Here is a 15,457-nt window from a genome sequence, read left to right as displayed (position 1 = left end):
GCTCGTTCACTCCACTCCAGCCTATAGATGCATTTTGCGATATTCGTTTGGGGTGCTGCCCTTATGCTTCTGGAACACCGAGCAGAAATAGGATACGTTCTCGTAACCGACCTTATTAGCGATCTCGCGTACCTTGAGCGACCGGTCCTTAAGCAGCTCGGAGGCATGCCCCATGCGAATGCGGGTCAGGTAATCGAGAATCGTTTCGCCCGTCTTATCCTTAAAAATAGAGCGAACATAGTTCGGCGACAAGAACACCTCCTTCGCAATGTCCTCGACCGTTATCGGCAGATGATAACGATCGGCAATGAGCTTCGCGATCTGGTCGGCGACCGATTGATTGCGGTCGAGATCGCGTTCGCTGGCCGCCTTCAGAAGCTCTCCGCAGAAGCGCAGCGTATAGGCATGGAAGTGGGCGATCGTCGGAAGCTGCGACAGCTCCTTCCAATGGTCGGCAAGCAGATGGTCGCGGAACGTTCCGGCCATCAGCGTCGTGAAGTGCTGTTCCAAAGCGGTAAGCAGCTGAATATTAGCTCTGACGGCGTAGTTGCGCTCGATTCGCTCTTGCCGCATGGCGGCGAACCAGTCGCCGAGCACCTGTCCGGTCCGATCCGAATCGGACGCTTGAATCGCTCCGATGAGAGCGGCGGCGGCATGCTCCGCGCTCAGCTCCTCCGATTGCTTCACGGGCGTCACCGTTCCCGGGTTGATGACGGCGCCTGCTTGCCGATACAGCTTCTCGTCGTTGCAACGCTTCGACTCCTCGTAAGCTTCCTTGAGCAGGTTGAAGCCTCTGTATGGACTGGACAAGCCGATCGACAAGTCTGCCTTGCCGCCGATTGCTTGCGACAGCTCTTCTCGCAGAAGCTCCCAATAAGCGTGCTCCCATTGCTGGGGCTTGCCTTGGAACAGGACGAACAGCGTATTCGGACTGGTCTCCAGCACAATGGAGGCGTCGAGGCGGGGCCCAAGTACGGCTCGCGCATATTCAGCCGCATCGTAAGCTAGCTCGTAGGCTGCATTTGCTAATTCCGTGTCGGTATCGCCAGCTGCATCACGAATGGCAGCGACGGCGGCTCTCATGCCGTCAGGGAAAGCTGGCGGCTCGAACGTTATATAGGCAGCGCCGTAAGGCAGGTGAGCCGTGAAGCCCGTTGCCTGGCTTTCCCACTGGCGAGTCCATTCGATTCTTCGCTCCGCAAGCGGCTCTCGCACAATGCGAAGCAGCAGCTTCTCCAGCAGCCATCCGCCGCCTTGCCCGGCAAGCTGCTCCTCGTCGCATTTCTTCTTCACCTTCTCAAGGAGGGCTAGCAGCTCCTCCATATCAATCGGCTTCAGCACGTAGCCGGCTGCTTCAATGTTCAGCGCCGACTTAATATATTGAAATTCATTATGACCGCTTAGGTAGATAAGCTTGACGCTCTTGTCGACCTGCTTCGCCCGGCGTCCGAATTCAAGACCGTCCATAATCGGCATACGGACATCGGTAACGATGATGTCGGGCTTGAGCTCGGCGAGCTTGCCGAGCGCCTCCTTGCCGTTGCGCGCCGTTCCGGCTACCCGAATGCCCGCTTGCTCCCAAGGAACGTATTGAACCATCGTTTCCAGCTCGATCGCTTCGTCGTCGACCAGCAGCACACTGTACATCTAGCCACCGCCTTTCTGTGCAAATGATGCTCTTTCCTCCAGTGTAACGGCAATGCCGTTATTCAACAACGGAAGGAGAGGAAGTGTGTGCTTTTGGAGCACGAATTGTTAAATCCTTATATAGAACGGCTCTAGTACCGGACCTATAATGAGGACACGAAGCAAAGAAAGCGCAATCAATTTACGGGAGGCAACACGATGAACATGCTATCGAAAGCGCAACCTAACCAGCGCAGCGCACCTGCCGTCCGTAAGCCCGAAGGGGGCGGACTGCTTGGCAGACTGAAGGAGCAGCGGTTGCTGTACGTGCTCATGCTGCCGGCGATCATTCTGACTTTAATGTTCTCCTACGTGCCGATGTTCGGGCTGTATATGGCATTCATTAATTATCAGCCGGGCGGCGGGTCGTTCTTCAAACAGTTCTTTACAACCGACTTCGTCGGGCTGCAATGGTTCGAATATTTCTTCACGAACGGCGACTTCGTTCGAATCATGCGCAATACGATCGCCCAGAGCTTCCTGTCGCTCTTGTTCGGATTCCCGATGCCGATCATACTGGCGCTCATGATTAATGAATTGCGCAATGGATGGTTCAAGCGGACATTCCAGACCGTCTCCTACATGCCGCACTTCATCTCATGGGTCATCGCGGCGAACATTATCGTTACGATGCTGTCCTCCGGCGGTGTTATCAACAACCTGCTTACGGGACTAGGAATCGTCGACGAGCCGATTCAATTCATGCAGAAGGGGCCGTTGTTCTGGTGGATCATCGCCTTCTCGAATACGTGGAAGGACATGGGCTTCAATGCGATTATGTATTTGGCCGCGATCTCGGCGATCAACCCCGAACTGTATGAGGTAGCCAAGGTGGACGGAGCGAGCAGGCTGAAGCAAATGCTGCACATTACGCTTCCGTCGATCCGGCCGACGATCATTATCCTGGCCATCCTAGCGGTTGGCGGCATTCTGAATGCCGGGTTCGATCAGCAATATTTGCTCCAAAACAATACGGTACTGCAATATTCCGAAGTCATCGATACGTACACGTACAAGTATGGTTTGCAGAATGGCATGTTCTCCTACGGGGCGGCCGTCGGCTTATTCAAATCAGTCGTCGCTTTCATACTCGTCATCAGCGTCAATCAGATGGCCAAAAAAATGAACGAACAGTCACTGTTCTAGCAAAAACGAAGAGGAGAACGCGCCATGGTGAAAGACAAAAAAGATTTTCTCTTTATGACCGCCGTTTATGCGTTTATCGTTTCGGTGTTCGTCGTGACCTTCTATCCATTCTGGAATATATTCATTATTTCGCTGAACAGCGCTGAGGATACGCTGCGGGGCAACTTGTACTTATGGCCGAGGGAATTCAGCTTGGCAAGCTACGCGCAGATCCTGACCGACAGCGAAATATGGACGGCGATCAAGGTGACGGTGATGCGGACGGCAGTCGGTACGCCGCTGGCTGTCATGACGATCAGCATGCTGTCGTTCGCGCTGAGTAAGAGGGAGCTGGTCGCGAACCGCTTCTGGACGCTGTACTTCGTGTTTACGATGTATTTTGGCGGCGGCCTGATCCCTTATTATATGGTGCTCAAAAACTATGGTCTTATCGATAACTTCATGGTTTTCATCGTACCTGGGCTGATGAACGTGTTCTATATGATCATCGTTCGGACGTTCATGCAGGGACTGCCGCAGGAGCTGGACGAATCGGCGAAAATCGACGGTGCGAACTATTTGCAAATTTTTTTCCGCATCATCCTTCCGCTCACGACACCTGTACTGGCAACGATCGGTCTGTTCACCGCTATCAGCCATTGGAACTCGTGGTTCGATTCGTACGTCTTCACTTACGATCCGGAGCTGAAGACGCTGCAGGCCGTGCTCGTGAAGATTTTGAACCAATACCAGACGGGCTCGATGGTTGGAGACGCGCAGCAGATGGCCAACTCCGCTAAGCGGCTTGCCGTATCGCCGGATACGATCCGGATGGCGGCTACGATGGTCGCTACGCTGCCTATCATTATGGTGTACCCGTTCTTGCAGAAATATTTTGTCAAAGGCATGACGCTAGGTGCGGTTAAGAGCTAATCAATCTGCTTTAGACATAGGCTGGCGAATTTCTTTTGGGAGGTGTTGCGGCTACTCGTATTAGGAGTACGGAACGTTTTTCTGCAAATATAGGAAAGTATATAATTCAAGCTATACTAGTCCTATATTTCATCCGCGAAACGATTGCTTACGCCGCCAAAAGACGGCATAGCCGTTTACGCTTGTAAAATGACGACAACGAATAAGGGGGATTTTGCATGAACGCAAAGAAATGGCTGCTCTCGATGCTTACGGCTGTCATGTTGGTATCCGTATTGTCCGCATGCGCTTCGAACTCAACTAATAAACCTAGCAACGGCAACAACACGGAGAACGGTGCCGAAGGAACGAAGGAACCGGGTACCGATCCGATCACGATTACGTACTTCGATAAAAACACGGGCGACAAGTTCGATAACCTGATTGCCAAAGAGATTACGAAACAGACCGGCGTAACGATCGAAATTCAGCAGCCTACCGGCAACCCGACAGAAAAGCTGAACCTGATGCTGGCGAGCGAGGATTTACCGGATATGATCATGTTCGACCGCTCCAGCGATCTGGTAGCGAAGTATATCGAGGCAGGCGCTATCATTCCTCTTAATAAACTAATCGAAGATTACGGCCATGACGTATCCGAAATGTACGGTGATGTGCTGAACAAGACGCGTTACAAGGACGGCAACAACTACTACTTGTCCAACTGGTACGGACTTGAGCATGAGCCGGTATTCGGCTTCAATATGCGCAAAGATATCGTGAAGGAGCTTGCTCCGGACAAAGCCGACGGCGGCGTGCCGTTCACGGCGACGGAATTCAAGCAGCTGCTGAGCGACTTCAAAGCAAAATATCCGCAAATCGAAGGCAAAGATACGATTGCCCTGACGATGGACGGCGAGAACTTCGGCGGCACGATGGGAACGTTCAAAGGCATGTTCGGTCTGACTAACTACTATGAGACGGACGGCAAGCTGCAATATGACGTGAAAAATCCGAAATACCGCGAAATGATTCTGTACATGAACGATTTGTACCGCTCGGGCTTGATGGATAAAGAATGGGCGATCAACAAGCGTCAAGTATGGGAGCAGAAGATTGCGACAGGCACGATTTTCTCCTCGACAGGCGCGTACTGGGATCTTGGCAACTCTAATACAATTATTAAAAAGGACATTGGCGAGGAATCACAGCTGTTCGCTTACAAAGTCGTTGCAGACGGTCTCGATCCGTCGAAAACAACGTACGGCGGCCGCAGCTCCCTTGGCTGGGACGCGATCGCGATTACGAAAAAGAACAAAAATCCGGAACGCACCATGCAGTTCATCAACTTCCTGGCTAGCGAAGCAGGCCAATACTTGCTTATGTGGGGCATTGAAGGCACGCACTGGGATATGAAGGACGGCAAACATACGCCGCGTCCGGAAGTGCTGCAAAGCTTCAAGGACGACTGGGCTGCTTATACGAAAGAAACAGGCATTCGCAAATGGACTTGGTTCATCAAGAACGGACCTGGCGCCGACGGTACGCCGTACGATCTTCCTGGCCGTTACGAGCGTTCCCCGATCGACCAAATGGCGATCAAGAACTTGTCGGACTCGGTGTTCGACACGGCGATCTATGACGGCTTAAGCCCGCAAGGGGGCACGCCGGAAGCGCTGAACGAGCAGAAGATCAACGACATTACGAAGCAGGCGATCACGAAAGCGATCATGGCGCCTTCCGCTGAGGAAGCAGGAGCGATCTTCGACAAAATGTTGTCCGATATGAAAGCAGCCGGCGACGAGAAAGTAGAAGCGGTCTATACGACGAACTTCGCAGCTCGTTCGGAGCTGTGGAACTAAGCAAGCAGTAAGGAGCAAACGTTCGAATGGGGAGGCCAGCATTGCTGGCCTTTTCTATTAGAAGCTTATATTCTGCCTTCGCCTGCTTCTCCTGCCTCTCCTGCCTCCGAAAGGAATCAAGAAGCGCTTATTTGTGACTATCGGGGAGCGGGGAGCTTGCTTAGGAACTTAGGTATTCTTATTTAATCGAAATAGCGTTCGAATGTATGGATAAGAGTGAAATAAGGTGTACTGGATTCGTTAAAATTCGGATTACAGCGTGAAATAGCAAATAAGATTTCTACGATTCCTTACTGCGATTCTACTACGATGAAACATCACAGCTGAGCGAATACAGGTAACGAGGAGAGGATTACACATGGCAACGGTTATTGGGCAAATCAAGCTGGAGAAGGACGGTAACGCTTACGTGGCGGATAACGGCATCGTAAAAGTAACGGCGAATGTTGCGGATGGTACGCTTTCGTATGCATGGAAGGACGGACAGTCGCTAGGCGCTACTTACGCTGAAGCACGTTATGGTTGGGAGACGGCGCGTTCTTCGCTGTATGGCAAGCATGACGTGCCTGCCGAATCGGTGAAGCCGATTGCGGACGGCTTTGGCGAAGGCGTGCGCTTCAACTTCGTGCACGAGGAGCCGGGCAAGCCGCTGCTTCGTCAACATATTCGTTTGTATGAGGGAGTTCCGTATGCGCTCGTCGAGCTGGAAGCGGTGAGTGAGCAAGAATGGGAGACGAACGAGCTGACTCCGATTGCCGCATACTTGAATGACGGCGGCGTGCTGGACTTCGGCGATGAAGCCGGAGAGGCAGAAGTACGGGCGTTGTTCATCCCGTACGATAACGACAAGTGGGTACGCTTTGCTTCGCATGCGAATCAGAACAGCGTACGCAGCTATGAAGTGACGGCGGTCTACCGTTCGGAATCGCGCCGCGGCTTCGTGTTCGGTTCGGTGACGCATGATACTTGGAAAACGGCGATCGACGTGGAGGGCACCTTCACTTCGACGGTTGGCAGGGTGCGAGTGCAAGCCGGTGCCGCGGACCTGCAGACTCGCGATACCGTGCCGCACGGCTCGCTGCGCGGAACGAGCATCGTCTCGCCGACGATATTCGTTGGCGCGTATCTCGATTACCGCGAAGGCATGGAAGCCTACGGCAAGGCGAACGCGATCGTGAAGCCGGCGCTCGGCTGGTCCGGCGGCGTGCCGATGGGCTGGAACAGCTGGTCGGCCGTTATGGCTAAGCTGGATTACGACGTATACACGCATACGTCGGACTTCTTCGCATCGGCGCTTCAAGGCGAAGGCTTCGCCGACGACAACGGCAGCCTGTACGTCAACTTCGACGCCTTCTCGGACAATTTGCCGGCGGAGCAGCTTACGGATGCGGTGCGCCGGGTGAAGGCGAACAGCCAGAAGCCGGGTACGTATTATACGCCATTCGCGTTCTGGGGAAGCAATCCGGATACGCCGGTTGAAGGAACGGACGGCGCTGTGCTGTACCGCGAAATACTGCTCAAGGACGCTGGCGGCAACCCGCTGCCGAAGTTGGATGGCGCATTCCCCATCGATCCGTCGCATCCAGAAGCGATTGCTCGGATTATGCGCAAGCTGGACGAGGTTGTCGCTGCGGGCTTCGACTATTTGAAAATGGACTTCCTCGCGCATGGAGCGATGGAAGGCGTTCATTACGATTCGGCTGTGCGGACCGGCATTCAAGCGTACAACTTGGGCATGGCTGCCATTGCAGATGCGCTCAGCCCAGAGCGGATTGGCCGCGAATTCCTTATCAACTTGTCGATTGCTCCGCTGTTCCCGCATGGTTATGCGCATAGCAGACGCGTATCCTGCGATGCGTTCGGAACAATCGATGATACGGAATATATGCTGAACGCGGTGACGTATGGCTGGTGGATTAGCGACAACTTATATCGCTTCAACGATCCGGACCATATCGTATTGTACAAGAGCGACAACCAGCGAGCCACCTCGGAGCATGAGGGTCGCAGCCGCTTGAATGCGGGCGTCATCGCCGGTACGTCGCTGCTGCTTGGCGATGACTATCGCATGGAGGAGGCCGCTCGCCGCGCGAAGGAATGGATGACGAATACGGCAGTCATGACGCTCGCCCGCCGCGGCGAGACATTCCGTCCTGCGGAAGGCCGCAGCGGCACGAAGGGCGAGGACCTGTTCACGCTGGCCGGCGACGGCGGCGTATACGTAGCCGTGTTCAACTTCGACGCTGAGAACGGTCAATCGAAGACGATCGATCTCGCTCGCGTCGGTATTGACGCCGCTAATGGCGCTGTCGTGCGCGACCTATGGTCGGGCGGCAAATACAGCCTGACGCTAGGCACGGCCGAGCACGTCGTTGCGCTGGAAGCAGCCGAATCCAAGCTGCTGTTCTACAAATAAACATAAGGAGGGCTGTGCCATTAACTGGCACAGCTCTTTATTTCATATGAGAGCTCAATTGCATGGAAATAGCGAAAACTTGTTACGCTATTTGAGAGAAGAGGTGGCGAATGGTGCAAATAGCGAACGGTTTTTTCGCTATTGTGGCGCGGGAGGGTGCTAGGATAGCGGTTGGAGCTCGGTTGGAGAGAAATAGCGAAAATTTGTTACGCTATTTTAGAGAAGAGGCGGCGAATTGTGCAAATAGCGAAAGGTTTTTTCGCTATTGTGGCGCGTGAGAGTGCTCGGATAGAGGTTGGAGCTCGGTTGGAGGGAAATAGCGAAAATTTGTTACGCTATTTTAGAGAAGAGGCGGCGAATGGTGCAAATAGCGAAAGGTTTTTTCGCTATTGTGGCGCGGGAGGGTGCTCGGATAGCGGTTGGAGCTCGGTTGGAGGGAAATAGCGAAAATTTGTTACGCTATTTGAGAGAAGAGGCAGCGAATGGTGCGAATAGCGAAAGGATTTTTTGCTATTGTGGCGTGGGCGGGTGCTTGGATAGCGGTTGGAGCTCGGTTGGAGGGAAATAGCGAAAATTTGTTACGCTATTTCAGAGAAGAGGCGGCGAATGGTGCAAATAGCGAACGGTTTTTTCGCTATGGTGGCGCTGTAGAGTGCTAGGATAGCGGTTGGAGCTCGATTGGAGGGCAATAGGTATAGAAAATATACCTATCGCCCATGAAAGTGACCGTACCAGCCAGCATCAATACTTCAGCTTCAGCATGTTGCGCTCGGTGATGAAGGTTGAGGTGTTGAACAGCAGCAGGACATCCTTGATTCCGTTTTGCTCCATGTAGTCGGCGATGCTGCCGTTGTAGTAACGAATGTCGATGACATGGATTTCGGAGACATGCTGCGTCAGGAATGGCAGCATGCTGTGCGCGTACGAATCTTTGATCACGAGCAGCTTCTCTTTGTCTGCATAGGCCGGATCAATATTCGTTGTCAGCGTCATAAGCGCGTGGACGCCGCCTTGGAAGTAGGAATACTTGTCTTTCTTCTCCAAGTAACTTGCATCGTACATGCTATCGAACGTCTCTTCTGAATCGGCGACATACATTTGCGTAGATGCCTCATTGAGCGGTTTATACACTTCAATCGAGTCCGGCTTCAGGCCGCTGAACTGGCTGCGCGTGTGGTAGCTTCCGAGAAAATCGGTAGTGGCGATCTCGATGCGGAATTCGGATTCCGGCAGCGGTGCCCAGCCCATCTGTTCCGCATATGAAGCATAAGCCAAGTAAGCGCCGTACGAAGTCCAGTGGTGATCAGTCCGGTAATAGATCGGCTTCTCGTCGGCAGCATGCGGCTTTAGAATATCAAAGCCGTTCATGAAATGTAAGCTGTCTGCCAGTTGCTTCTCGACGTAGCCGTTAACGATCGTCTGCGGGTACGCCTCGGCTAGCCAAGGCAACTTCTTTCCGTACATGCCGACAGAATTCGGAGCAAGCAGGAACGACATATTCGCATCGGGATGCGCCTCAGCGAATGCCTTTACAGCGGCCGTCAGCTCGTCGATTTGCTCGAAGTCAGGTTTGTCGAACTTCTCGAACAAGTAGCCGTCCTTGCCTTTGTATATGCCGTTGTTCTCCTGCTGCAGACGAAGCTGCTCCATTGCAGACTTGACGGATACCCAATTGTCCCTGTATGGAAAATGGTCGGTGATGTAGCTTTCCGTCTGCTCCGAAAACTTTTTGTTCCAAATATTGTCCCAAGTAAGCTCAGGCTTGCCTTGCAGACTCCGATTCTCCATGTCGGAGAAAGCTTGCATCGGCAGGGAGAAGAACAGGACCGACATGACGAGCAAGCTGCCGGTGAAGCCCCATACGTAAGCGGCATTTGTCTTCTTCATTGCTGTAACAACTCCTAGAAGCGGAAATATAAAAACGGATTAAACGTTGCATCGACCAAATAAGCGACGGACAAGAAGAACAAAATGCCGTGCCAGACGAGACGAACGCCACCGCCGCTGCTGCTTTCTCTTTTTCTTGCAGGCAGCGATGCTGCGACGAGCAGTATCAATAAAATCGCATTCGTGTACAACAAGTACAAGCTGTTGTTAGTAAGCAGCGGCTGCCCATTGGCGCCGGCCATGGCGGCGAAATAAGCACCCATCTCCCCCAAATCCTCGAAGGCGAAGAACACCCATCCGATTAGGATCAATAGAAGCGCGTACGTATGCCGAACCCAGGCAGGCACGCGTTGCAATAAGCGAAGGCCGATCCATTTTTCGAAAATAAGCACGACCCCGAAGTACAGACCCCACAGCAGGAAGTTCCAGCTTGCGCCATGCCAGATACCCGTCAGCAGCCATACGATCATAATGTTGCGAAGCTGTTTCCAGATGCCGTGGCGATTGCCGCCGAGCGGGATGTACACGTAATCGCGGAACCAGGTGCTGAGCGAGATATGCCAGCGCCGCCAAAAGTCGGTAATGCTTGTCGCCGTATACGGCTTGTTAAAGTTCTCGTTGAAGCGGAAGCCGAACATAAGGCCGAGGCCGATCGCCATATCGGAATAACCGCTAAAGTCGAAGTAGATCTGGAACGCGAAGGCGATAATGCCGATCCAAGCGGTTAATGCGGGCAGCGAGCCCGGACTGCTGCTGGAGATTCCGTCCCAGAGCAGGCCGATATTGTTCGCAAGCAATACTTTTTTGGCAAGACCGATAATGAACCGCTGAACGCCTTCGGCGAACATGTCCATCGTGACGGTACGATGCTGGAGCTGCTCGGCGACCGTCTTGTAATGAACGATTGGGCCGGCGACGAGCTGCGGGAACAAAGCGACGAACGTGCCGAAGTCGAGCCAGTTGCGCTGCGCTTTCGCCGTGCCGCGATAAATGTCGATAATATAGGACATCGACTGGAACGTATAGAACGAGATGCCGATCGGCAGCGGCAGGTCGGTCGGCGGAATGCTCGTGCCCAGCAAGGCGTTCACATTATGAATCAGGAAGTCGGCGTATTTGAAAAAGCCGAGCAGCGCCAGGTTGATAATGATCGAGAATACGACGATGCCTTTGCGCTTTCCTGCGCTCATGTTCGGTCTGCTCAGCAGCAGGCCGAAGCAGTAGTCGGTGACTGTCGACAGCAGCATGATCGCAATGTAGATCGGCTCGCCCCATGCGTAGAAGATAAGGCTTGTCGCGAACAGAACTAAATTTTTGATGCGCCATGGCGAGCTGAAGTAGAGCAGCAATACCGCAGGCAGGAAGATGAATAGGAATAATAGGCTGCTAAATACCATAACGGTTATTTTTGCGCGAAGAAGGTTTCGTATTCAGTTGTTAGCTTATCTGCATCCGCGCTATCGGCGATCACGAAGAAGATGTAATTGCCTTTCGTGATCAGCTTATAGTTTTTGGCATTCTCGTATTGGTCTGGGAGATAAGTCTCGAATTGCTTCTGTACGTCGCCGGCACGTTTCTTGATTGCTTCCTCTACCGTTGCAACGTCTTTGGCATCCTTCACTTTAATTATCGCAATCTCGTTCGTTTTCACATTCATCATCGGCGTCATTATCGTGAATTGGTCAAGCAATGCGGCGTCGAGGTAATACAACTGAGTTAGCATGTCGCCTTGCAGCTCCATCAGTGCCGGTTGCTCGACCTTCGCCAGCAATGCATCCATCATTTCTTTCGTCGTTTGCGTAGTCGTCACTGCAGCCTGTTCTTTATTCGCGGTATTGCCGGAGTTTGCTCCATTATTCGTGTCGGCGTTAGTGCCGCAAGCCGTAAGCATCAATCCCAGCGCGATAACAAGCAAAAAAGCAAAATATTGTTTTTTCATTCTGTTCCATCTCCTTGATGTCTTTTATTTTGTTTTTCAAAGTATTGAAACGAAAATGAATCCGGTAATGTTGCAGTGCGCGTTAGAGTGGAAAAAAGTAACTGCTATAATCCGTAATAGCCAATATACTGTTCAAGTTATAAAAGGAGATTGATTAAGCGCTCCTATTCCCCGTATATTATTTAGTAACATTAACATGAACCCCAATTAGCATACGTTGTTCAGGAGGATAAAGGGTGCTTGCATACGATAGACTGAAACGGCTCTTTCGAAATCGATTAATTCGCAACAAAATTACGCTTGTCTACGTTCCGCTCATTATTATCCCTTTATTCGTGCTGGGCTTCGCCTCCAACCATATTTATACGAATGCGATCGTAGAGAAAACGGTGAAAAACGTATCGGACAACTCCTCGTTGATCATTACGCAAATTAACGGCATCCTGGCGAATGCGACGAGCACGGCGAACATGCTGACGCTTAACTTGAACAAGGTATTGGTCGAGGATTATGCGGAAGCCGGGGGACAAATGTCGGAGCTTCAGCTGTATACGAAAATGACGAACCAGCTGAGCTACGCGCTGGTCGTATTCCGCGACGTGGAATCGGCGGCATTCGTAGATCCGGACAACCGCGTCTATGGATCCAATACGAGCATGGAAAACAACCAGGAGCTGGTCGCCGGAAGCGAGCTGCTGCACCGCTTGCAGCAATCGAACGGGGCCGTTATATGGTTCCCGATGCAGAAGCGGAGCTTCCTCGTTAACGACGCGGAGCAGCCGGTTCTTACGCTTGGCAAGCGCATCGTGAATATTAATACGGGCGTGCCTCTGGGCTATTTGTTCCTGAATGTTCGCGAAAGCGCCCTATCCGCCGTATACGAGGATATCGGCTCGATTAAGGAAGGGTCTTACTTCATCGCGGACGCGGAAGGCCAAGTCGTCTCTTCGCAGCATGCCGAAGAGGTGCTGCAGCCGATTACGGAGCAAGCTCTGCTGCAATGGGTGAAAGGGAGCGCTCCGGGCGGGCGGGTTCAGACCTCGCGGGACGGGGATAGGCTGCTCATCAGCAGCGATATGGACGGACTTGGCTGGAAGCTTATTTCACAGGTGCCCTATGATCTGCTGACGGAGGATACGAGAAAGATCACGCTGCTTATTCTGCTGATCGGTCTTGTATGCTTCGTGATGGCCTTGTTCGTCGCAAGGCTGCTCTCGAATGTCATATCGAAGCCGATCGTTCAATTGTCGCGCCATATGAAGAGAGTGAAGGAAGGCAATCTCGACCAGCAGATCGAGGTCGTATCCGGCGATGAAATCGGCTTGCTGGCGTCCGGCTTTAATACGATGATGGGCAGGGTCAAGGAGCTTCTGGCGAACATTAGCGCGGAGCAGCGAAAGAAACGGGAGTATGAGCTGGCATTAATGCAAGCGCAGATTAAGCCGCATTTCTTGTACAACACGCTGGACGTTATTTATACGCTGTCAGAGATGGGGCGGGCAAGGGACGTGCAGCGAACGACGAAGGCGCTGGCCGATTTCTATCGGGCGGCTCTCAGCCAGGGCAAGGACCAGATTCGACTGGAGGAGGAAATGCGGAGCGTCATGGATTATTTGTCGATTCAGCGAATCCGATACTCCGATGTCTTCGACTTCGAGATCGAGATCGAGCCGGAGGTGCTGCACTGCATGATTCCGAAGCTGACCGTACAGCCGCTGGTGGAGAATGCCATTTATCACGGGCTCAAAAATAAGGCGTCGTTCGGGCGGCTTGTGATTACTGCCAGACGCGAGGATCGGAAGGTTGTCCTAACCGTGAAGGATGACGGGGCGGGCATTTCGGAGGAACGGCTTCATGCGATCAAGGCAAGCATGAACGATCCGCAGCAGCAGGTGGGATATGGCCTGAGCAGCGTACATGAGCGGTTGAAGCTTTACTTCGGAGAAACGTACGGCATACAAATCGAGAGCAAGATCGGACTAGGCACGACGGTAACGGCCGAGCTTCCCTATCTAGCGGAACAGGAGCGATAGATACGATGCAGAAGGTTATGATAGTGGACGACGAGCTTATCTTCCGCGATTATTTGCGAACGGTGCTGGATTGGGAGACGCTCGGCTTCAGCATCTCGCAGGAAGCGAGACATGGGCTGGAGGCGCTGGAGCTGGCCGCCGCAGAGCAGCCGGATATCGCGCTCGTCGATATTACGATGCCGTTCATGGACGGATTGCAGCTGGCGGAGAAGCTGCGGGAGGATTACCCGGATGTAAGTATCGTATTGATTACGGGACATAATGAATTCGAATATGCCCGCAAGGCGCTTAAGCTTGGGGTCGAGGACTATATTCTGAAGCCCTTCTCCAAGGATGAGCTACTGCTTACGCTCGTGAAGCTGAGGCAGCGGCATCAGAAGGCGCAGGAGGAGAAGCTTACGTTGCGCGAGAATACGGAGCTGATGAAGGAGAGCTTCCTGAGCCAACTGATCAGCCGCGAATACGCGCTCTCCGAGCCGGATACGATGAAGCGGCTGCAGCAGCTCGGCATTCAAGCCGAGCCGGGTTATTATGTCGCGGCTTGCATCGAGATTGACCAAATGGATCGCAAGTGGAGCAAGGCCAGCGACCGCCTGCTCATGAAATACGCGGTAACGAACGTGCTGAACGAAGCGATGGAGGAGAGCCGCGATTATTTGATCTTCAACGGTCCGGAGGGGCGGATTATTGCTCTTGCCCGCCACCCTGAGGAGCAGGAGAACGAACTGCCGCAGCTGGAGAGCTATAAGAAGCTGTGCTTTCTGATCAAAAAATATTTGAATTTCACGATTACGGTTGGCGTTGGCCGAAGCAAACACGGCTTCAAGGGTATCGCGGCCTCCTATGGGGAAGCGCTTGAAGCGCTGCAAAACAAATTCGTGCTGGGCAACGACCGGGTCATCGCCTACGGCGAGCAGCTGCCCAGCGGCGGGAACCAGCCCTTCTATCCGACGGAGGCGAATGACGAGCTGCTCGTGCTGCTGCGGCTGAACGTCTGGGAGCCGATCGAAAGGAAGCTTGACGACATTTTTCAGACGATTCGCGAGCGGCGGCTTCCCATCGACTATATTTATGTCATTTGCATGGGGCTCGTATCGGTGAATCTCTCTTATTTCGAAGAGTCCGGCCATCCCGTGGAGGACTGCTTCGGGGATCATTTTTTCCCGTATAACGAAATTCGCAAGCTGGACACGGCGGAGCTGACCTTCGATTGGCTGAAGGAGCTGTTCCGCAAGTCGGTCATTTATAACGGCAAGCATCGCAATACGAGGTCCTCCAAAATCGCCAAATCGGCCAAAGCGTATATGGAGCAGCATTATGCGGATCCGGGACTGCAGCTGGAGCAGATTGCCGCGCATGTCTTTATTAACGCCAGCTATTTGCGCGCCGTATTCAAGAAGGAGATCGGCATTACGGTCAGCGATTATTTGACGCAATACCGGATGCAGAAGGCCAAGGAGCTGCTCGCCCGCAATAGCGCCAGGTTGACCGATATCGCGGAGAAGGTCGGGTACAACGATCCGGGTTATTTCAGCAAAAGCTTCAAGAAGTTCTACGGATATTCCCCCAGCGAATACGAGAAGAGCCGCAGCTAGCG

General features: G+C 52.9%; 10 protein-coding genes. 6 read left to right on the top strand and 4 right to left on the bottom strand.

Annotated features, from left to right (window positions below; genetic code table 11):
* Positions 1-21 precede the first annotated feature (21 nt).
* Positions 22-1,647, bottom strand: coding sequence for a response regulator (locus V8F51_RS10535; protein ID WP_337100161.1), 1,626 nt, complete (start codon positions 1,645-1,647; stop codon positions 22-24).
* A gap of 198 nt (positions 1,648-1,845) precedes the next feature.
* Here V8F51_RS10535 and V8F51_RS10530 point away from each other — a divergent pair, with 198 nt between their 5' ends.
* From V8F51_RS10530 to V8F51_RS10515, 4 genes are all read left to right on the top strand, one after another.
* Complete coding sequence (locus V8F51_RS10530; RefSeq protein ID WP_337100160.1) at positions 1,846-2,832, top strand: ABC transporter permease; 987 nt, start codon at positions 1,846-1,848, stop codon at positions 2,830-2,832.
* Between the two features lie 24 nt (positions 2,833-2,856).
* Entirely contained in the window at positions 2,857-3,744 is an 888-nt protein-coding gene (locus V8F51_RS10525) for a carbohydrate ABC transporter permease (protein ID WP_337100159.1), read from the top strand.
* A gap of 218 nt (positions 3,745-3,962) precedes the next feature.
* Positions 3,963-5,585: an ABC transporter substrate-binding protein gene (locus V8F51_RS10520; RefSeq protein ID WP_337100158.1), complete on the top strand. Its 1,623-nt coding sequence runs from the start codon at positions 3,963-3,965 to the stop codon at positions 5,583-5,585.
* A 358-nt stretch (positions 5,586-5,943) separates the two neighbouring features.
* On the top strand, positions 5,944-8,001 hold the full coding sequence (locus V8F51_RS10515) for an alpha-galactosidase (RefSeq protein ID WP_337100157.1): 2,058 nt from the start codon (positions 5,944-5,946) through the stop codon (positions 7,999-8,001).
* Between the two features lie 741 nt (positions 8,002-8,742).
* On the opposite strand, the gene V8F51_RS10510 is transcribed toward V8F51_RS10515, so the two are convergent.
* The 3 genes from V8F51_RS10510 to V8F51_RS10500 are packed head-to-tail and all read right to left on the bottom strand — an operon-like array spanning position 8,743 to position 11,827.
* Positions 8,743-9,888: a DHHW family protein gene (locus V8F51_RS10510; RefSeq protein ID WP_337100156.1), complete on the bottom strand. Its 1,146-nt coding sequence runs from the start codon at positions 9,886-9,888 to the stop codon at positions 8,743-8,745.
* A gap of 14 nt (positions 9,889-9,902) precedes the next feature.
* Complete coding sequence (locus V8F51_RS10505) at positions 9,903-11,285, bottom strand: MBOAT family O-acyltransferase (RefSeq protein WP_337100155.1); 1,383 nt, start codon at positions 11,283-11,285, stop codon at positions 9,903-9,905.
* A 5-nt stretch (positions 11,286-11,290) separates the two neighbouring features.
* Complete coding sequence (locus V8F51_RS10500; RefSeq protein WP_337100154.1) at positions 11,291-11,827, bottom strand: DUF4358 domain-containing protein; 537 nt, start codon at positions 11,825-11,827, stop codon at positions 11,291-11,293.
* Between the two features lie 236 nt (positions 11,828-12,063).
* Between V8F51_RS10500 and V8F51_RS10495 the strand changes: the two genes are divergently transcribed.
* A complete protein-coding gene (locus V8F51_RS10495) occupies positions 12,064-13,860 on the top strand; it encodes a cache domain-containing sensor histidine kinase (protein ID WP_337100153.1) in 1,797 nt (598 codons plus the stop codon).
* A gap of 5 nt (positions 13,861-13,865) precedes the next feature.
* Positions 13,866-15,455, top strand: coding sequence for a response regulator (locus V8F51_RS10490; RefSeq protein WP_337100152.1), 1,590 nt, complete (start codon positions 13,866-13,868; stop codon positions 15,453-15,455).
* Positions 15,456-15,457: the final 2 nt, after the last annotated feature.

Origin of the sequence: Paenibacillus sp. YIM B09110, assembly GCF_037167145.1 — a bacterium.
Classification (GTDB): Bacteria; Bacillota; Bacilli; order Paenibacillales; family Paenibacillaceae; genus Pristimantibacillus.
This window is presented reverse-complemented; position numbering and strand designations above follow the sequence as displayed.

Bases quoted from the DNA above. Each gene is read 5' to 3' on its own strand.
- V8F51_RS10535 (WP_337100161.1), bottom strand. From the start codon at position 1,647: ATGTACAGTGTGCTGCTGGTCGACGACGAAGCGATCGAGCTGGAAACG.
- V8F51_RS10530 (WP_337100160.1), top strand. From the start codon at position 1,846: ATGAACATGCTATCGAAAGCGCAACCTAACCAGCGCAGCGCACCTGCC.
- V8F51_RS10525 (WP_337100159.1), top strand. From the start codon at position 2,857: ATGGTGAAAGACAAAAAAGATTTTCTCTTTATGACCGCCGTTTATGCG.
- V8F51_RS10520 (WP_337100158.1), top strand. From the start codon at position 3,963: ATGAACGCAAAGAAATGGCTGCTCTCGATGCTTACGGCTGTCATGTTG.
- V8F51_RS10515 (WP_337100157.1), top strand. From the start codon at position 5,944: ATGGCAACGGTTATTGGGCAAATCAAGCTGGAGAAGGACGGTAACGCT.
- V8F51_RS10510 (WP_337100156.1), bottom strand. From the start codon at position 9,888: ATGAAGAAGACAAATGCCGCTTACGTATGGGGCTTCACCGGCAGCTTG.
- V8F51_RS10505 (WP_337100155.1), bottom strand. From the start codon at position 11,285: ATGGTATTTAGCAGCCTATTATTCCTATTCATCTTCCTGCCTGCGGTA.
- V8F51_RS10500 (WP_337100154.1), bottom strand. From the start codon at position 11,827: ATGAAAAAACAATATTTTGCTTTTTTGCTTGTTATCGCGCTGGGATTG.
- V8F51_RS10490 (WP_337100152.1), top strand. From the start codon at position 13,866: ATGCAGAAGGTTATGATAGTGGACGACGAGCTTATCTTCCGCGATTAT.